The organism is Streptococcus sp. WM07, from assembly GCF_004570525.1.
Taxonomy (GTDB): domain Bacteria; phylum Bacillota; class Bacilli; order Lactobacillales; family Streptococcaceae; genus Streptococcus.
In genome coordinates, this window is the sequence record NZ_SPPZ01000007.1 from 1 (window position 1) to 19,276 (window position 19,276).

General features: G+C 41.2%; 22 protein-coding genes. 1 reads left to right on the plus strand and 21 read right to left on the minus strand.

Going from position 1 to position 19,276, the window contains the following annotated elements; all coding sequences use genetic code 11:
- Positions 1-342 (plus strand): transposase (locus E4T71_RS01815; RefSeq protein ID WP_194181234.1); only part of this gene is annotated, 342 nt, incomplete at its 5' end.
- Between the two features lie 92 nt (positions 343-434).
- Here the strand turns inward: E4T71_RS01815 and cobT are convergent.
- From cobT to E4T71_RS01920, 21 genes are all read right to left on the minus strand, one after another.
- Complete coding sequence (gene cobT, locus E4T71_RS01820) at positions 435-1,490, minus strand: nicotinate-nucleotide--dimethylbenzimidazole phosphoribosyltransferase (RefSeq protein ID WP_135035993.1); 1,056 nt, start codon at positions 1,488-1,490, stop codon at positions 435-437.
- A complete protein-coding gene (locus E4T71_RS01825; protein WP_135035996.1) occupies positions 1,487-2,356 on the minus strand; it encodes a kinase in 870 nt (289 codons plus the stop codon). Before E4T71_RS01825 ends, cobT begins: the two co-directional genes overlap by 4 nt.
- Positions 2,353-3,438, minus strand: a complete 1,086-nt coding sequence (gene cobD, locus E4T71_RS01830; protein WP_228062321.1) for a threonine-phosphate decarboxylase CobD — start codon at positions 3,436-3,438, stop codon at positions 2,353-2,355. The genes E4T71_RS01825 and cobD overlap by 4 nt, the downstream gene beginning before the upstream one ends.
- A gap of 63 nt (positions 3,439-3,501) precedes the next feature.
- The gene (locus tag E4T71_RS01835) at positions 3,502-4,074 is read right to left on the minus strand and encodes a flavin reductase family protein (protein WP_135035999.1); all 573 of its coding nucleotides are present in this window, start codon (positions 4,072-4,074) and stop codon (positions 3,502-3,504) included.
- Positions 4,058-4,837, minus strand: coding sequence for an ABC transporter ATP-binding protein (locus tag E4T71_RS01840; RefSeq protein ID WP_135036002.1), 780 nt, complete (start codon positions 4,835-4,837; stop codon positions 4,058-4,060). The genes E4T71_RS01835 and E4T71_RS01840 overlap by 17 nt, the downstream gene beginning before the upstream one ends.
- 1 nt (position 4,838) lies before the next feature.
- Complete coding sequence (locus E4T71_RS01845) at positions 4,839-5,615, minus strand: ATP-binding cassette domain-containing protein (protein WP_135036005.1); 777 nt, start codon at positions 5,613-5,615, stop codon at positions 4,839-4,841.
- Positions 5,612-6,403: an ABC transporter permease gene (locus tag E4T71_RS01850; RefSeq protein WP_135036008.1), complete on the minus strand. Its 792-nt coding sequence runs from the start codon at positions 6,401-6,403 to the stop codon at positions 5,612-5,614. The genes E4T71_RS01845 and E4T71_RS01850 overlap by 4 nt, the downstream gene beginning before the upstream one ends.
- A gap of 1 nt (position 6,404) precedes the next feature.
- A complete protein-coding gene (locus E4T71_RS01855) occupies positions 6,405-7,349 on the minus strand; it encodes an ABC transporter permease (RefSeq protein ID WP_228062322.1) in 945 nt (314 codons plus the stop codon).
- A gap of 12 nt (positions 7,350-7,361) precedes the next feature.
- Positions 7,362-8,975, minus strand: coding sequence for a nickel ABC transporter substrate-binding protein (nikA, locus tag E4T71_RS01860; RefSeq protein WP_135036011.1), 1,614 nt, complete (start codon positions 8,973-8,975; stop codon positions 7,362-7,364).
- Between the two features lie 10 nt (positions 8,976-8,985).
- Entirely contained in the window at positions 8,986-9,567 is a 582-nt protein-coding gene (locus E4T71_RS01865) for a histidine phosphatase family protein (RefSeq protein ID WP_135036014.1), read from the minus strand.
- On the minus strand, positions 9,564-10,286 hold the full coding sequence (cobS, locus tag E4T71_RS01870) for an adenosylcobinamide-GDP ribazoletransferase (RefSeq protein WP_135036017.1): 723 nt from the start codon (positions 10,284-10,286) through the stop codon (positions 9,564-9,566). The genes E4T71_RS01865 and cobS overlap by 4 nt, the downstream gene beginning before the upstream one ends.
- Positions 10,283-10,813, minus strand: coding sequence for a bifunctional adenosylcobinamide kinase/adenosylcobinamide-phosphate guanylyltransferase (gene cobU / locus E4T71_RS01875; RefSeq protein WP_135036020.1), 531 nt, complete (start codon positions 10,811-10,813; stop codon positions 10,283-10,285). The genes cobS and cobU overlap by 4 nt, the downstream gene beginning before the upstream one ends.
- A 2-nt stretch (positions 10,814-10,815) precedes the next feature.
- Entirely contained in the window at positions 10,816-12,105 is a 1,290-nt protein-coding gene (hemL, locus tag E4T71_RS01880) for a glutamate-1-semialdehyde 2,1-aminomutase (protein ID WP_135036023.1), read from the minus strand.
- A gap of 8 nt (positions 12,106-12,113) precedes the next feature.
- The gene (gene hemB / locus E4T71_RS01885) at positions 12,114-13,079 is read right to left on the minus strand and encodes a porphobilinogen synthase (protein WP_135036026.1); all 966 of its coding nucleotides are present in this window, start codon (positions 13,077-13,079) and stop codon (positions 12,114-12,116) included.
- A gap of 2 nt (positions 13,080-13,081) precedes the next feature.
- The gene (locus tag E4T71_RS01890) at positions 13,082-13,792 is read right to left on the minus strand and encodes a uroporphyrinogen-III synthase (RefSeq protein ID WP_135036029.1); all 711 of its coding nucleotides are present in this window, start codon (positions 13,790-13,792) and stop codon (positions 13,082-13,084) included.
- Positions 13,789-14,700, minus strand: a complete 912-nt coding sequence (hemC, locus tag E4T71_RS01895) for a hydroxymethylbilane synthase (RefSeq protein ID WP_135036032.1) — start codon at positions 14,698-14,700, stop codon at positions 13,789-13,791. The genes E4T71_RS01890 and hemC overlap by 4 nt, the downstream gene beginning before the upstream one ends.
- On the minus strand, positions 14,669-15,931 hold the full coding sequence (gene hemA / locus E4T71_RS01900; protein WP_135036035.1) for a glutamyl-tRNA reductase: 1,263 nt from the start codon (positions 15,929-15,931) through the stop codon (positions 14,669-14,671). Before hemA ends, hemC begins: the two co-directional genes overlap by 32 nt.
- A 3-nt stretch (positions 15,932-15,934) precedes the next feature.
- Positions 15,935-16,375 (minus strand): bifunctional precorrin-2 dehydrogenase/sirohydrochlorin ferrochelatase, encoded by a 441-nt coding sequence (locus tag E4T71_RS01905; protein WP_135036038.1) that lies wholly within the window; start codon positions 16,373-16,375, stop codon positions 15,935-15,937.
- 1 nt (position 16,376) lies between these two features.
- Positions 16,377-16,958 carry a cob(I)yrinic acid a,c-diamide adenosyltransferase gene (locus E4T71_RS01910; protein WP_135036041.1) on the minus strand — a complete coding sequence of 194 codons (582 nt, stop codon included), beginning with the start codon at positions 16,956-16,958 and terminating at the stop codon, positions 16,377-16,379.
- A gap of 4 nt (positions 16,959-16,962) precedes the next feature.
- Positions 16,963-18,465, minus strand: a complete 1,503-nt coding sequence (locus E4T71_RS01915) for a cobyric acid synthase (protein ID WP_135036044.1) — start codon at positions 18,463-18,465, stop codon at positions 16,963-16,965.
- On the minus strand, positions 18,447-19,271 hold the full coding sequence (locus tag E4T71_RS01920; RefSeq protein ID WP_135036049.1) for an energy-coupling factor ABC transporter ATP-binding protein: 825 nt from the start codon (positions 19,269-19,271) through the stop codon (positions 18,447-18,449). Before E4T71_RS01920 ends, E4T71_RS01915 begins: the two co-directional genes overlap by 19 nt.
- Positions 19,272-19,276: the final 5 nt, after the last annotated feature.

Sequence of the window (19,276 nt, forward strand, 5' to 3'; positions counted from 1 at the left end):
TGTAATACGGCTTGGATGAATGAATTTTTACGACAACTGTCAGAAGCTTACCCTAACGACTATATTATTTTGGTGATGGATAATGCGGTTTGGCATAAATCACAGACATTGGATATTCCTAGCAATATTGAATTTACATTTATTCCACCTTATACACCAGAGATGAATCCGATTGAACAAGTTTGGGCAGAGATTCGGAAATTAGGATTTAAGAACAAAGCATTTAAATCATTGAATGACGTCATTGATCAGTTGCAAGAAGTTATCCAAAGCTTATCAACTACTCGCTTACGATCGATTGTCCATAGAGAATGGATATCTGCTAATTTTGATTCTGAATGAGTATTAATAAGAACCAACGATGTTCATCACTCTCTTTTCTAATTATTCCTAGATCACAGATATTGCTAAGAACGATTTCGAAGAGGCTTCTTTTATCGAATATCAATATAATCCTCTGATTTTAACAAACAGTCTTCAAAGGTCGGCATCTGCTCAATGGTGTAGACTGCTGTATCCATAAGTTGAAAGGCTAAAGGACAGCCACTTCCTTCCCCCAATCGCATCTCTAAATCAAGTACAGGACTTAGCCCTAAAGCATTTGCCACAACTTGAAAAGCAGGTTCTTTAGAACAATGCGAAGCAAAAGCATAGTCCAAAACTGCTGTGTTTAGTTTGGAGGCAAGCAATAACCCTGCGATGGAGATTACTCCATCAATCACACAGGGAACTCGATAATAAGCTGCAGCTAAAAAGGTCCCTGCAATCCCTAAGATATCCAAACCACCAAGGCAACTGGCTACTTCTAAAGGATCTCTCATTTTAGAATGCAAGGCTAGGCTGTCTTGAATGACTTGTACTTTATGGCTCCGCATTGTATCAGTTAAACCTGCACCATAACCTGTTAATTCCTGTGGGTCTAACTCCAACAATGCTGCTATCAGTGCAACAGATGTAGTGGTGTTTCCAATTCCCATTTCACCAGTCCCAAGAACTGTGAATCCTTCAGCAATCATTTCCCTAGCTGCCTCAAAACCAACCAGAACTGCAGCCTCTGCTTCGCCCAGGGTCATTGCGGCCTCTCTACGAATATTACCAGTCCCATACCGAATTTTTTGAGTAGAGATGTCCCCAAGATCTTTCTTACAACCAATATCGATTACCTTGACAGCATTTCCCACAAATCGTGACAAAACACAGATTCCAGACTTGCCTTCTATCATATTAAGAGCAACCTGCGCCGTTGTTTCTTGAGGATTTGAAGAAACACCTTCCTCAACAACTCCGTTATCTGCAACATAAACCAGAACAACCTTCTTCGATAAATTGATTTCTTTAGAAAAAATGGCAAATAAGCGTGCATAAATTGATTCCAGTTGTCCTAATGATCCAAATGGTTTAGCTAACCTGTCACAAAGAAGTTGACCTTCCTGTAGTTCCTGCTGAGAAACAGGCTGAATCTGTTCTAGGATATCCTCTAATTTCTTCATCCGTCATCCTCCCCTAGCTCTATTCCTTTGAAATGAATCGATGAATAATACCGTTTTGTATAATACTGACCTATGGAATGGTTCATAATCTGATGTTCAAACGCTTCCAAATCTGCTTTTTGCTCTGGCCTGAGTAATATTCCCAGTACTGTACCACTATGGGCTACATTTATCCCCAAAAAACCAAAGGATTGGACTAGGATCTCGAGTTCTTTGAAAAATGGTTTAGGCAGACGCTGGTTATTTAATGTCCCAGAAAGAGTTGCTAAGTGGCCCAATAACTCAACATCTCTATCTTGACAAGCTTTTTGGAAGAGGGGGAAAATTTCTGCTGCACTTTCTAGTGAGTAGGTTGAACTTTTAGTCTGTCTCTCTATTTCTAGGGTATCCACCCTCTCACAGGGCTCTAAGATATAAACTCCTAGAGTCGGTTGCCAGTCTGTTTCCCAAACCACCTGACCGGTTAGCGGATTGATAACCGTCCAATTTCTAAAAGCAAGAGAATCTGTCGGTTCAATCCGACATGCACGTCGCGTCACCTCATCTGCACTCAATCGTCTGCCTTGATAATAAGAGCAAGCTTGAAAAACTGCCAAAATATCCGCGGTACTGCTTGAACACCCTTTTGATAGGGGAATGTTTGTCATATGTGCTATCTGTAGCTTCTTACCTTGTTCAAACTGTTGAAGAGCTTGAGCCATTTTGGGCATCACGGGAGTTCCTGTTTCTCCGAATGTCTGTTTTCTTATTTTCACCGTTGCATAACGATCGATAGCATAAGACAGCAGTAACTCCTGACCTTGATAAGGGATTTGAAATAATTCTCCGCAGGAACCAGGACAGCGAGCCCAAACTTGTCTTATCATGATCCCTCCTTCCCAAGCAAGCTTTTCAAGGTTGCTAATAATACTTGGTTTTCTTCATGGCGACGGACAGCCAAACGATAGTAAGATCCATCTAGTCCATGGTAGTTCTGACAGGAACGAATAAAGATTCCCAGTTTTCCCAACTCAGCTTCTAAATCCAGTTTTCCATGATAGTGTATAAAAATATAATTCGCATGTGCGGAACCTACTGTTAGCTCTGAAAACTCTTGAAGCGAGGAAGTCAGGAAAGACCTCTCCCTTGCGATATATTCAAGTGTCTTTTGACGGTAGCTTTCATCCTCTAATAAAACAGGTAAAATGGAAAGAGCTAAGGTATTAACCATCCAAGGAATTTGAGTATCTCTCAAAAGCTTCATCATTTTCTGATGACTTGATACCAAATAACCCAATCGTAATCCTGGAATCGCATAAAATTTGGTCAGGGAACGCCAGATGAACAACTGGGAAAAACGTGCTAACTCTGGTATCAAACTTTCCACATCCTCTAAGAAATCCATAAAAGCTTCATCTAATAGGAGGTAGACTCCTTTCCTAGTACATTCCTCCGCAAGCACTAGCAAATCAACTTTCTTCATCAAGGACGAAGTGGGATTGTTAGGGTTACAGAGAATGAAGGCATCTCCTGAATCTAGGTGAGCAAGATTCGCCATTAAAGAGTCCAACTGGTATTCAAAATGTGGCGGTCGTAATTCAATGTAGTTAATGTCACTTGAAACTTCCCGAAAAGCCTGTTCGTATTCCATAAATGTCGGACTAGGTAGCACTACTGTTTTAGGTTTTAAACAACGGGCTAACTGATAAATCAGCTCGATAGCTCCGTTTCCCAATAAAACCTGTTCGGTAGAAAGGTTATGATAGGTAGCCACGGCTTGACGAGCCAGTTGATAATCCGGATCAGGGTAATGTATCAGGTAATCGAGATTCTGAATCAAACACTCTCGCACTCTAGGGGAAATCCCCAAAGGATTAATATTTGCAGAAAAATCGATACAGGTTTGCAGATCCACTCCCCATTTTTGAGCCTGGTATAATCGATTTCCACCATGTTCTACCTTCATCATAAATCCTTTCTAAGACCAAAACAAAGCCCTAACTCCTCAACTACCTTCTCCTATCCAACACGACTACATATTTTTTTGTCGCCAGTTCTCAATTAGACTTCCCATTTTTACACTTTCGTCATCCAAGCTTCGGTAAAGACGTTCGTGTCCATCACCAATATATAGAACAGGATTAAATTGGTCGTTTCTAAAATAACCATCTGCATCCACAAACTGTTCGTCCACTACTCTGCGAGTCACTTCAGCTACGACATTGGTCAAGGCACCAAATTCCATTTTGTCAACGACCTTACATTCAATTGAAACAGGACAGGCATCGACTAGCGGGGCATCTACCGTTTGAGCTAGACTATAGACTAATTTAGTCAAGTCAAATTTATCTTTTTTACTATTAAATCCTGCCACCTCCACCTCTTCTAATAAATCTTTTTGCGGTACATTAATCGTGAACTCTCCTGTTTTTAAGATATGTTGCATCGAATTACTTTTTGTTCGCATTCCAATAACAACCATTCTCCCTAGAGAATAGACTGAGCTTGAGGTAGTAATATTGTATCCATGAATTTCATCTTTATAACCTAGAAAAAAAACTGGAAATCCAAAATAAAGCTTTCTTGTATCAAATGTGTTTTTCATAATTTTCCTCCATTGTTGCCATAACTGCCTTTTTTAATCGACAGTTAGAGTAGTTGGGATAACCTATTTTTTGAATAAGAGTCTGTGTAACTGGATGAGAAACAGAAATTGGAATTTGAAAATCTCTGATTTCTTCGATAATTTTTCCTCCAAATAAGGTAAGAACCCGATCACAAATTGCCTGACACAGATTAAAATCGTGGGATATAAACAAATAAGATAGGTGCCTTTCTTCCTTTAACTCAAAAAGTAAGGCTAAGAGTTGTCTTTGAATACTTGGGTCTAAACCGCTCAAAGATTCATCGAAAATAATCACTTGAGCTTTGGATAGTATCGCCCTTGCAATACAAATCCTCTGTAATTGACCCCCACTCATCTCCCTCGCTCTTTTTTGAAGAAAGTTCGGCGCTAGACCAACTTTTTTCAGTATCCCTATAAGCATATCCTGGGAAAAACTCTTATCTACTAGCACTTCCTGCAGAATCTCTTCTACAGTCATTAAAGGGTTTAAGGCATGAAAAGCATCTTGAAAAACCAAGTGAATTTTAGAGCCGTTCTCTCTTCGGTGATAGACTTGGCCATCTAATAGCACCTGTCCTTGATCAGCAGTTTCTAAACCGGCTAAAATTCTTGCGAGACAGGTTTTCCCAGTTCCACTAGGCCCCATTAAACCAACAATTTCTCCCTTTTGCAGGCTAAACTGACAGTTTTCTAAAACCTTATAACCCTGAAAACTTTTACTTACAAGACGACATTCCAACATTCTATTTCACCAATCTTTCAAATCTATCCTGTAAAAAAGAATCGTACCTATCGGTAAATTGGGAATTCAAGAGTAGTTCCCCAATAGGGGCAGATTCTTTTCTAATCCCTTCCTCGATAACTAGAACATGGCCCCCTAATTCCCTCACTAAAACATAATCATGACTCACTAATAGAATGGTTTTTCCCATTGCCAGCAAATCCTTTATGGTCTTAACAACTCGGGATGTGTGATAAGCATCCAAAGCAGAAGTTGGTTCATCTAAAATCAAAATTGACGGTTCGAGTGCTAAGAGAATCGCCAACATAATCCGTTGCAGTGTCCCCCCACTTAATTCCCAGGGAAAAGCATCCAATAAACGGTCAGTATGAGCAAGTCCGACCAATCCAAGCTTTTCTCCCGCAAGTTTTCTACAAAGTTCCCTGCTTATTTTTTGGTGACTTTTCAAACTGTCTATAAAATGTCCTATAATCCTTTGTCTAGGATTAAAAATAGCCATTGGATTTTGAGGAAGATAGCCGATTCGCTTCCCCCTCACTTGTTGAGAGTAACTGCCCTTATCTTGTAACAAATCTACTTGATCTAAAAAAATCGTTCCTCTCACTTGAAACCCAGGTGGAATTGAGCCAAGAATACTCTTAACAAGAACGGTTTTCCCAGCTCCACTGGGACCGATAATCGTCGTAAGCTCCCCTAGTGGAATTCTAGCCTGAATATTGTGGAGAAGATTTGTTTCACCATTACCAATACTTAATTGATTGATCCAAAGCTCCGTCATCTACTTATCCTTTCAGAAAAATATTCACCCATATAGTTGAAACTGGCAACTGTTGCAAAAATTGCTAAACCAGGTGCCCACATCAACCAGCTTGCTCCATTAAAGTAGGGACGTGCATCATGTAACATCATTCCCCATTCCGGCATCGTCGGCTGAAGTCCCAAACCTAAAAAGGAAAAGGAGGAAATCATAAGGATAATCGAGCCAACATTCATCAAGGCCAACACAAGAACAGGTTTGTATACAAAAGGAAGAATATGCCTCCAAATAATTGTTCTTAGGGGAAGATTCATCATTTGAGCAACTTGCACATATTCAATTTGTTTGATTTCTTCAACTAACTGAATTGCAAATCGAGCATAATAAAACCACTCTACTGCTACAATCGCAACAATCACGTTGAGAATTCCTTGACCAAAAAATGCAACAAAAACCAAGGCCAACATAAAACTTGGAAAGGCAGAAATAGCGTTCGCAAACCAAAGGAAACAGCTTTTGACTCTCCCTTGATACCAGCCGACCACCAGACCTATTCCAAGCCCTAAAGCACTTTCTAAAAGGGTAATCGTTAGCGCTAAAAACAAGGAATACCGTGCTCCAAAAAGAACTCTCGAATAGACATCTCTCCCCAACTGATCTGTTCCCAACCAATGAACAGGACCTGGTTCCAGCAAACGAGCGGATAAATCAAGTTCCTGGGGATCAAAAGGAGCTAACCAAGTCGAACCAAGTGCCATAATTAGAAGAATAAACATCCAACATAACAGGATATACTTTACTTTTGCCATATTAGTTTTGTTTTCTAAGACGAGGATCAATGATTCCTATCATTCGACGAAGGAAGCAATGATTCAGTAAAAACAAGGATCCAAAAAGCAGCATACAAGCTTGAATAACAGGTACATCCATTGCCTGTAGAGACTCTACAAATAGACTCCCCAATCCTCTCCAGGAAAAAATTTCCTCAACGACCAAGGATCCTGTCAGTAAATAAATAAACGCGAGAGAAAAACCTGTAAGTAGGGTCGGAGCAGCATTTCTCAGAATATGATTCCAAAGAATGCGGCCTTCACGAACTCCTCTTAATCGAGCCATTTCAACATGCGGTTGTTCTAACTGAATCTGAACTTCCTTGCGAATTAAAGCAGTATACTGTCCTATCATCGGTAGAGACAGGGTCAAGCTTGGTAAAATCAAGCTTGACCCCCCCTGTCTACCTGAGATTGGTAGCCAACCAAGATAGACACCTAAATAGAGCATCAAAAGATAGGCTAACCAAAAATTAGGAATGGACACAAACAATAAGCTCATCCCATATGTAATTTTATCGAACCAAGAACCCTTTTTCAGACCACTGACAATACCCAAAAAAGAAGAGAGTAAAAGCGTCAATAAAAATGAAGGAAAAGCCAACAACAAGGTGTCACAAAAGCGGCTCCAAACAAGTGGTAATACAGGTGTTTTTAAAATATAAGATATTCCAAAATCTCCTGTTAGCACTGAGGTCAACCAAGAAATATACTGAGAAATAGAGGAACGATTTAATTGCAAATAATCTCGAGCCTGCGCCAGATTTTCTTCAGTAATCACAATGTTTGACGCTCGAAGATAGTTTTCTGCCGGATCAATAGGACTAGCTTTTGTTAACAAAAACGTTACCAAGGAGAGAAATAGAAAGGAACTCAAAAAGGATAGAAGCTGTTTCCCAATCACCTGAATAAATCCTTTCGTCAAATCTGACCTCCCTTATTTCGTACGTACTTTTTGAATCGAACTGAGTGAAAAGGCATTTTCCTCTGCAGCAAATGTGACTCCCTCTAATTCACCCTTACGGTAAACCGATAGTACAGATTGATAAGTCAATGGGATATAGACCGCTTCATCATGTAGAATTTGAAGAGCTTGGTGATAACCTTGTGTCACCTTTTCGTTATCCGGTTCAATAAGCGTCTTTTTGATTACCTCATCCAAAGTTTGTTTCGAAGGTAACTTCTGGATAGCAATATTCTCCGGATGTCCATGTGCAGCATCGACTGTTAAGGCAGTCATCCAGGCATGTGGATCCCACGGTGCTCCCCATGAAAAAGTAAACATAGCATCAAAGTTACCGGTCTTCGCGTTGGCCCAGTAAGCATCTTCTTCCATTGCTTGTAACTGAACATCAATCCCCTGTTGTTTTAAGGAAGCTTGCAGATACTCCGCTAAATCCTTATCTGTAGCCTTAGTTGCAATATAGGGTAAACGCAGAACCAATTTTTCACCATCTTTATAACGGAAACCATCTTCACCCAGCTTCCAACCCTGATTCTCCATTTCCTTCTCAGCCTTATCCGGAGCAAAACTATATGGGGTCAACTCAACATCTGTGTGCGGTGTTGTTTTTGCAAAAAGTGAATCGGCTTCTTGCTCTGTTAATTGGAAAATAGACTCCGAAATTTCTTGCTTATTAATCAATTGCTGCATGGCAAGACGAAGTTTTTTGTCTGCAAAAATCGTTCCATTGGCATTTAGAAGCAAGAGTCGACTAGACATTGGTGAGGAGACAGCCGTTTGATAATCCGAATCTTGGGAGAATTTTTTAAAGCTGTGTAAATCGATTAAGCCATTCCCATACAATAAATCAATCTCCCCCGCCTGAAATTCAAGAAGTCTTGTTTGTGCATCCGGAATAATCCGAACAGTCACCTCTTTCAGTTTAGGCTTAGGTCCCCAATAGGAGTCATTCCGTTTAAAGCGGACATACTCGTTACTTTTCTTATCTGCAACAACCCAAGGTCCCGTACCAATCGGCTCTTTGATAGAGTCCAATCTTGTATTATCTCCATCTGGAAATCCAGCATCTCCTAAAAAGCGGATCGGTCGAATCATAGCCAAATCATAAAGAGTCGCACTGTAGGCTTCTTTTAGTGTTAATTGGAATGTCTTGGAATCAATCGCCTGATAGGAGTCAATCTGATCCGTCAAGGCAAACCAGGTATGCTCTGATTTATTCTCCTCTGAAAAAATCGTATCAAAATTTCTGCGTATATTTTCAGCTGTTACCGGACTGCCGTCTGAATACTGAACATCTCGTAAGTGGAAAGTGTAGATCTTACCATCCTGACTGATATCCCATTTTTCTGCCAAAACCGGCTCAATAGACCCGTCTTGCCCATAACGAACCAAACCTTCGTACACCATATCCTGTATTACAAATTGGTCTGGGTTATAGCGATGGGGATTTATATCACCAAAATCTTCTCCCCAAGCCAAGGTAAGGCTATCTGACACTGAAGTTTTTTGTTTAGAAGCTTGAGATTGGCAGCCAACTAATCCAAGGACTAGCAAGAAACCCATTGCTAAGTAAAGTAATTTTTTCATAGTTATCTCCCTATTTTAAAAATAGTATTTTCCAGCTAGAATCTTTATCAAGTCTCATACTCAAAACCTGTCCCTGTGGAATGTCAATATCCCAAAAATCCTTGGAAGAATCCACGAACGCTTGATAAATCACTCGCAAAACACCTAGATGAGCGACGATTGCTAGACTCTGAGCAGGAGTAGCTAGAATCGATTGCATACATGCTTGAACCCGTTCTTTAAACTGAGAAAAAGGTTCCGCTTCTGGCGGTGTATAACAAAGAGGAGCTTCCAGCCACTGTTTCCATTCCTCAGGAAAGGCCTGTTCAATTTCATCCGCAGTTTTTCCCTCCCAAAGTCCGAATTTTTTTTCATTCAAGCCAGGGAGAACTGTAAACGAACGGTTCGGAAAAACGAGTCTTGCAGTCTCCTGTGAACGACTCAGTTGACTAACATAAACGTGTTCAACCTCATGCGCTTCTATCAATTGAGCCATTCTTTTAGCTTGTGAACACCCCTTATCTGTCAAAGGGCTTTCCAAACTGCCGTAAAATCGTTTCTCTTGATTACAGACCGTCTGACCATGACGCATCAAATAGCAAATTTTTGTCATATCACCAACCCCAATAGCAACAGAATCTGGCTTATTTCAACAGCTGCACCTAAAGTATCACCTGTATGCCCTTTTATTTTTTTTAAAACAAATCGACGATAGCAGAGATTCCCGACTAGAACAAAGGTAAAGGCTATCAGACCTCTTAGCTGATAGGTCAGTAGCAAAATCAAACAAGGATATAGTTGTGATAAATAAATGGCAAAATCCTTTGTCCCTTGGAAATAAGAAGTTGTCCCTCCTGTCTGTCGCACATACCGAATCCGAAAAAGCTGTAGGCAAAGCCCAGTCTTCCCAATCATTGATAAAAAGACAACCAATTTCCAATGAGGAGCAGGAAGATAGGGAATCGCAAGCAGGAAAAATCCATAGTAAAAAATCAAAGCCAAAACACCATTTGATCCAATTCGACTATCCTTCATAATTTCCAGCATACGATCAGGAGAACGAGAGGAAAAGAGTCCATCTGCTGTGTCCGCTAAACCATCTAAATGAAAACCACCCGTTAGTAAAACATCTAGGAAAAGAATACAAAACCAAGCCAAACTGGTCGGTAAAAAAACATCCACAACTATAAATACAGCTGCCTCAAGTAAACCAAACAAGAGTCCATATAAGGGCAAAACAGGAACACCACGCCTTAAATAGACAAGGTCTATTGGAATAGGAAGGGGAATCCGACTAAACAACTGTGTATAGAGAATCAAAGACCGAATCATTTGAGTTCTTGAACCAGACCTGCAATGACAAGATAAACCCGATCCGCTTCCTCAGCAATCCACTGATTCACTTGTCCAAGTAAGTCCCGAAAATCCCTTCCTAATTGATAATCGGGAACTAAACTAAGGCCCACTTCATCAGTAACAATCCAACAAGTACCCTCCTTTGAATTTAGAACTCGAAAAATTTCCTGCCATTCTTTTTTCAAATCCTGTTCAATCATCACTCGAGTTTCCCCCTCTCCCTCCAGTAACCATTGACTCGTCATACTTGTCACAGAATCTATCAAGTAATGCTGATAGTTATTTTTTTCTAGCCACAAGGCTAAATCTCTATACTGTTCTTGAGTTCCCCAGCTAGCTGGTCTTCTTTTTTGATGATGCTGTACTTTTTCTAACCATTCTGTATCGTCTGAGAATAGCATTCCCGTAGCAACGTAGCAAACCTGGTCTTCTTCGGCAAGTTGCTTTTCAGCAAAGGCCGACTTTCCACTCTTTGCTCCGCCAATAACCAGATTAATTTCCATGGTTAGCCCTCCTTTAGTGTTTTAAAAGCCATTTCAAATGCCGTTAAAGTCTCTTGAAGATCCTCCCACGTATGAGCAGCTGATAAAAAATTCGCTTCATAAGGCGATGGAGCTAGGTATATTCCTTCATTCAAGAGGAGATTATACAATTGGGTAAAGAGTTCATGATCCGAAGCTTGACTGAGTTCAAAATTAGTAACCGGTTTATCTGAGCAAAAAAATCCAAACATCGTACCGATAGATAAAACCTGTAGTTTCATTTGGTACTGCTCCACCAAAGACTGAAGTCCTTCTACCAAGTAAGAGGTTTTTTCGACAATTGCCTTAAATACTTCGGATGTAAGAGCTGATAGACCTGCATAACCTGCGGTCATGGCTATTGGATTCCCTGACAGCGTGCCGGCTTGGTAAACAGGTCCCAGTGGAGCAACTTGATCCATCCAAATAGCTTTCCCACCAAAAGCTGCTACAGGAAAACCGGAGCCAATGACCTTCCCTAAACAAACAAGATCTGGCTCCAAGCCGAATAGCCCAACCGCACCTTGGATATGAACACGAAAACCGGTCATTACCTCATCGACAATAAATAAAGCTCCTGTTTTTTTACACAATTTCTGGATACCTTGTAGAAAGGTAGGCGTCCCTGGAACTAAGCCCATATTGCCTGCAACTGCCTCTACAATGACTCCAGCAATATCCGAAGCATAGGCTTCAAATACAGCCTCTAGAGCTTCCAAATCATTGAATGGTAGAGCAATGGTTTCCTGAGCTAGTTCCGGTAAAATACCTGCTGAACTAGCCATACCTAGGCTAGCTACACCTGAGCCAGCTTGTACTAAAAAGGAATCACTGTGACCATGATAACAACCAATAAACTTGACGATTTTCTTACGACCAGTAACACCACGCGCTAATCGAATCGCAGACATAGTAGCCTCTGTTCCTGAGTTCACCATTCGCACTTTTTCTAAGTAGGGAAGCCGTTCTTTTAACAGCAATCCTAGATCCAATTCTGCTTGACAAGGAGCACCAAAACTAGTTCCCAACGAAAGACTCTTATTAACTGCCTCAAGAACAGTTTTGGGAGCATGTCCTAAAATCATAGGCCCCCAAGATAAAACATAATCAATATACCGATTCCCATCGATATCTTCAATATAAGAACCTTGAGCTTTCGCGATACAAAGCGGCTCTCCTCCTACCGCTTGGAAAGACCGAACTGGACTATTCACACCACCTGGAAACACCTCTTGAGCTTGCTGAAAATAAGCCTGTGATTTTGAAGTTTTCATACCGTCTCCTAATCTTGTAAATAAGAAGCTACATCCTTAGCAAAATAACTAATGATTAAATCTGCACCAGCCCGCTTCATCCCCAATAGGGTTTCTAAAACAACCGCTTTCTCATCAATCCAGCCATTTTGCCCAGCCGCCTTAATCATGGCATACTCACCACTAACATTGTAGGCGACCAAGGGAAGAGAGCTACGTTGACGAAGTTCTCTTAGAATATCTAAGTAAGCCAAAGCAGGCTTAACCATTAAGAAATCCGCTCCCTCTTCCTGATCGCTCTGAGCTTCCCGCAGAGCTTCCATCCGATTGGCAGGATCCATTTGATACGTTTTTCGATCCCCAAAAGCAGGTGCACTTTCTCCTGCATCCCGGAACGGACCGTAGTAACTGGATGCAAATTTAATCGAATAAGACATAATAGGAATCGCTTGAAAACCTGCCTCATCCAGTACTTGCCGAATATAAGCGACAAATCCGTCCATGGCATTTGATGGTGCGATAATATCCGCTCCTGCCTTGACCTGACTTAACGCAACCTTACCCAAGATTTGAAGACTGGCATCATTGTCTACAAGACTTCCATCCAATAAACCACAATGACCATGACTTGTAAATTCACAGAGACAGGTGTCCGCAATCACAATCAAGTGAGGAGCTTGTCTTTTTATTTGAGCAATAGCCTGCTGCACAATCCCCTCGTCACTCCAAGCTTGACTTCCTAGCTCATCTTTTTCAGATGGAATGCCGAATAAGATAACAGCCTTAATACCTAGACTGAGGATATGCTCAATTTCTTCTTCTAAACTGGCCAGAGAATGTTGAAAAACTCCCGGCATTGAAGAAACTTCTTCTTTCCCCTCGATTGCCTCCTTGACAAAAATTGGAGCGATTAGGTCGTCAACGGATAGTTGTGTTTCTCTTACAAGATCTCGTAAGGTACTGCTTGTGCGTAGCCGACGATGTCGTTGAAACATAGTTAGTCCCTTTCTTTTTTATAGATAGTTTCAATAAGTGCTTCCATACTTGGAATAGTAGGTAGATAATCAACCGTATAACCAGCATCTTGTACTGCTGCTGCCGTAGTCTGTCCAATGACTGCAATTTTATGACTTTCCGGAACCGTGCTCACAACTTCCCGAAAACTCGACCAAGCTGATGGACTAGCAAAAGTCCAGATAACCTCTGTGACTTTTAGTAGTCCTTCAAGTTGGGATTGGCCTACAGAATTCGAACTGGTTTCATATAAAATCCAGTCATAAACGGAATGCCCCTGAGCGCGTAACTGCTCTGCTAATAACGGATTCGATAAGCTCGATTGTGGAAGGGCAATAGACGTCGCTCTTTTTTGACAAACCAACCACTCTTTGGCAAAATCTTTCGCATAAGCCGATGATGCTTCAAAGTGAACCGTTAGGCCCTTTTCCAAAATAGCTTTCGTGGTATGAGAACCAATACTAGCCAACTTGTAAGGTTGCAGATCCACGAGCGAGGATAATAATTCAACACCTAGAGCACTTGTAAAGAATAGCCATTGTGCTGTTTCAAGCTTCAAGAGAGTCCTTTGACTTAATTCCAACGCCTGCGCTTGGATAAGGGGAGCATGAATCAATTCGTAATCAGCTGCAAACCATCTCAAAGCAACTTCCTCAGCTAGAGGATTCTGACGGGTAATCACAATTTTTTTCATAGGCGTAGATCAAATCCACATTGTTTCATATTTGTAAGAGCTTGATAAGCTAGTGTTTCTGGTTCGCGACCGGTAACAGTCTGGTACACACACACACCCGACTCTTGTCCTAACATCACTTCTAATTTATAGGCTAAATCCGTTTTCACTGCCAATGCTCCAACAGGGTATGTACAATCTGCCTGAAGCAAGGCCAGAACCTGTCTCTCGATCTGTACACAACTGGCTGTCTCAATATCATGAACAGCCGTAAGCAAGGTTCTTAGCTCTTGATCTTCTTCACGACATTGTAAACCCAAGGCAGCTTGAGCGACAGCTGGAATAAAGCGGTCACTCTCTAAAAATTGACATCTTTCCTCAATCTGGTTAAGGATACCTAACCTTTTTATGCCTGCTACAGCTAAGACAATGGCTGAATAATCACCTCTTTTTACTTTTTCAATCCGACTATCAATATTGCCCCTTAAATCGACATACTCTAAATCTGGTCGTAGACGTGCTAGCTGCAATTTGCGTCGCAAACTACTAGTCGCAACAACTGCATTGGCCGGCAGCTGATCCAAGGTTATCCCAGATTCATGAAAGATGAGGCAATCACGAACATCTTCTCGTTTTGAAATAGCCCCGAGACAAGTGCCTTCAGCAAGGAGTGCTGGCATATCTTTGAGGCTGTGAATAGCCAAGTCAATTTGCCCCTCTTGCAAAGCTCGTTCAATATCCTTGACAAAGACACCTTTTCCGCCAATTTTCTGCAAACTAACATGTTGCAACTGATCCCCCAGAGTTTGATAGGGAACAATTTCAAACTGATACTCTGGATGACCCGCCTGTAATTGATTAAGAATCAATTGACTCTGAGCAAGGGCTAGCCGACTCTTACGACTCCCAACGCGGATTACTCTTTTCATCTCCGTCTTCCTTTCCAAGTCCAAATAACTCCTTGACCAATTCCAGGTCTGCTTGCTTCTGATTCGAGTTTGGTAGTTCTTTAATATAAAGAATGGGTTGTCGAAGAAACTGATTTAAAATACTCTTCATATGTTTTGAAATCTGTTTGTGTTCTCGCTCTCCCCATTCAGGAAACTTTCGTTCAAGACTCGCAAGTGCGCCTTCTTGGATGGCCAAAGCCTGTGCTCGTAACTCTCGTAAAACTGGCACAACCTCCAACTCCTCCTTCCAAACCTGATAGGCTAGTAGCTCCTCTCGCATGTCTTGTATAATATCTGCTGCAATTGCCTGTCTCTGCTCCATATGTTGATCGAATTGATTACTAATATGATGAAGGGAGTAAAGTTCCAATTCTCCCTCCTGTGCCACCGTCCGAGGATGACACAAATCAAAGACAAGACTCCCTTCTTGAAATTGATAAGACTCCAGATACAGACGGCCCACATCCGCTGCAGAAATAACAATACTAGCCACTTGTAGAGCTTTTCCTAAGTCCTCCCATGGCCAAAACTCCACCCGCTCATCCCCTAGAAAGGGCTGAGCCTTTTCCGGACTTCGGTTTACCAAAATAATTCGTTCCATGGTGGTCTCTAATGCGTGTCTCGTTATTAAACTCCCCATTTCACCAAGACCAATGATCAATAGCGTTTCCTTAGTTCTGTTGGCATGTTCTAACATTTCAAAAACAGTCCGGCCAAGTGACTGAGGTCTAGCATCAATTTGATAAGTTTGGTGCATTTTTTTAGCAAAAGTCAAAACTTGGCGACAGATGTGATTTAGCAGAATCCCCGTGGTACCAGTCTCGAAGGCCATTTTAAAGAAAGCTTTTAGCTGACCTAAAATTTGGGTTTCCCCAATAATATTCGACTTCAATCCCACGCTAACTTGTAAAAGATGCTCAAGAGCTTGCTCTTCCTCTCGTACCTCTATGTAAGGTTCAATTTCCGCTATTTCTTTATGAAACCAATGTGCCAAAAAACGTTTCCCATAATAACGCCCCGTGTGCAGCTGATCCACTACTAAATAGAGTTCTGTACGGTGACAAGTTGAAATAATGAGATTTTCTAAAACACTTTTTTCTTTTTTTAGCTTAATTAGAGCATGCTCTAATTCAGCTGAAGAAAAATGACATTCTTCAAGTAGACTTAAATCAGATTTCTCATGACTTAGGCCGACAGATAGAAGATACATAATCTATTCCTCCATATGCTCTCGCAAAAATGCAATCACTTCTTTTCGGAGTTGTTTTGCCCGAGACGGAGATTGCCCCTGTGTTGAAATCATAACAGATACACCTCCCAGGTCTGCCCAGGCTACATTATAAAAATCCGATTCAAACTTATTACCCGTATTATTGACTAATTGACTAGGCAAAGCATCGCAATATACAGCTTGATTCACTAAATCCTGATTCGTACATGCAAATACCAAAAAGGCATCATCCAAATCCCCTTTCTGATAAGCACGGTTAATCCAAATCACATCCGCAGTCTGTAACTTAGGATGAAGCTCAGGGCTAACCACCGTTACCCGAGCCCCAGCTTGAAGCAATCCTTCTACTTTCCTAACTGCAACCTGTCCACCACCAACTACTACAACCAACTTCCCGGTGAGATTCACCATAATAGGGTACATCTCAGGACTCCTTCCCCTTCGTTGAGAAGATTTTTCCGCTCTTACGATAAAGCCTCTCCTCAACTTTTAAACGATGATTCATGATTCTAGCTAAAACGAAAAAATAATCAGACAGTCGATTCACATAAATCAAGCCAAAAGGGTTTATATCCTCTTCTTCTTGAAGAGCAACCATGCGTCTTTCCAAGCGTCGAATCACTGTACGAATGACATGAGTCTGACTAGCTAGAGAATGTCCACCAGGCAAAATAAAGCTTTCTACCTGCTTGGGAACATCTTTATGAGCATCGATCCGACCTTCCAGCCATTGAATTTGCGCCTGATGTTGTTTATAGGGACGAGCCCCAGGGCTAGTCGCTAAATCACTGCCACAATCAAATAGCTGTTCTTGAATGTCTTGTACCTCTGCTATTAAATCAAGAAATACCGGAAAATCCGCCATTTGGGATAACAGTTGACCGACCAGAGAGCAGGCCTCGTCCACAGTTCCATAAGCTTCCACTCGCAGGTGACTTTTAGATAATCGCAGACCGCCATAAAGTCTCGTCATCCCTTGATCCCCATATCCTGTATAAATCCGCATGCTCTTATCCTCTTTTTTCTAATCCCATTATTTTATAAATGCGATCCATGTCTAGATGGATACGAAGAGCCGAAGCCAACTTATCATATTCCTCTTCTTTCTTTTCAGCCCAGTCTAAATGTGGGACTTCAAGTTCTTCTAAACCTTTTTGCACACGAATGGTATTTAGATAACTTCGTAACCACTTACTATTATCAAAGATTCCATGTAAATATGTCCCCTGAACTCGTCCATCTAAACTGACTGCCCCATCCCAACGAACCGATTGTGATTCAGATTCATCTATGATACTTGCAAAAGCAGCTGTAGCAGGTTTTCGATAACTTTCTCCCAAATGAATTTCATACCCTCGCAATTCATAATCACCTTGTCGTGCGAATACCTGGCAAGTTCGTTTTTCATCTTGCATTACAGTATCAACTGCTAAAAGTCCTAGACCGTTTACTTTTTGTAGAGTTGATTCCATCGCCAAAGGATCTGAAATCGTTTCTCCTAACAGCTGATAACCCCCGCAAATACCAAAAATAGAAGAACCGTTGGCGTAAGCTTGTATAATTTCCTCTGCTCGTCCTGTTTTTTCTAATAGGAGCATATCCTCCAAGGTATTCTTACTCCCCGGTAAAATCAAAAGATCTGGTGTACCAATCTCATCTCCTGGCATCACATAACGAAGAGACACATCCGGCTCTTGTTCTAGAATTTGAAAATCCGTAAAATTGGACATTCGTTTTAAGGCAAGCACAGCTATGTCTAAATCTTTGGAGTCATCTCGTTTCCGATTTTTACCTAAAAGCGCAAGACTATCTTCACTATCGATAGTCATATCTAGATAGGGAATAACACCCACAACTGGAACTTGAGTTAGGGCTTCAATTTGCTCGATACCTGGCTGTAAGAGAGCAAGGTCTCCTCGGAATTTATTGATAATAACACCTTTAACCCTCTCTCTTTCCTCATCTGACAAAAGAGCCAACGTGCCATAAATAGCAGCGAAAACACCCCCTTTATCAATATCCGCAACCAGTAGCACCGGAGCATCAGCTAACTTAGCCATTCCCATATTTACGATATCCCGTTGGTTGAGATTTATTTCAGCTGGGCTTCCTGCACCTTCAATTAAAACGACATCAAATTCTTCTTCCAACTGACTATAGACTTCTTTTATTTTGGGAAGTAGTTCTAGTTTATAGTCATGATAGGTTCGGGCATCCATGTTGGCCAACACCTTCCCCATAAATATGACTTGGGATTGATGGTCAGAGCTTGGTTTTAATAAAACCGGATTCATACGAACATCTGGTTCAAGACCTGCAGCCTCTGCTTGGACAACTTGAGCTCTCCCCATCTCATCACCTACTGAAGTAATGTAGGAATTTAAAGCCATATTTTGTGACTTGAACGGAACAACCCTTAGTCCATCTTGGTTTAATAGACGGGCTAAACCAGCAACTAAGATACTTTTCCCAGAATCAGAAGCGGTTCCTTGAATCATAAGTGATCGGGCCATTGAATTTTCCTACTTTCTTTTTCAAATTCTTGTTCATTGCGATATAGAGGAAACCCTAAATCTAAATGAAGCCGAACCAGCCAAGGACAATCCAGTCCTGCCTGTCTCAATTTTTCTCTTTCCATGAAAACGGTTTCCTTGGTCCCTGCTAAACAGATCTGACCTTGATCCAAAACATAGGCATAATCACAACAGGCATACATCAGATCCATATCATGACTACTCAAAACAACCTTAACGCCCTTTTGCGCTAAATTTTGAATCAACGCTAACATCTGAGTCCGTCCCTCTGGATCCAAACCAGCAGTAGGCTCATCTAACAATAAATAGCGAGGCTGTAACGCCAAAATGCTAGCAATCGCAACTCGCTTCTTTTGCCCATAACTTAAATAGGCGATGGGATAATCCTTTAAAGTCAGAATATCCATGACTTCCAAGGCTTTCGTCACTCTAGAAGAACACTCTGTCTCTGGAACACCCAAGTTTCTTAAAGCCAAAGCTACATCATCCCAAACAATTGTTGAAAACAATTGCTGATCCGGATCTTGAAATACCATGGCTACCTCCTGGCGATAACGATACAATTCCTTTTTACTTATCCCCAGTTCTCTACCATTGTAAAGAATACGCCCTTGTTTCAATGGATTTAAGCCCATCAAAGTTCTCATAAGAGTCGACTTACCCGAACCATTCCTCCCTAAGATACCTGTAATGGATGCTTGACCAAAATCCATCGAAATATTTTGGAGTACATTTCCAAAACTTTGATCAAAACAGATTGCCATCTCTTCTACTTGTAATACCATCCGTA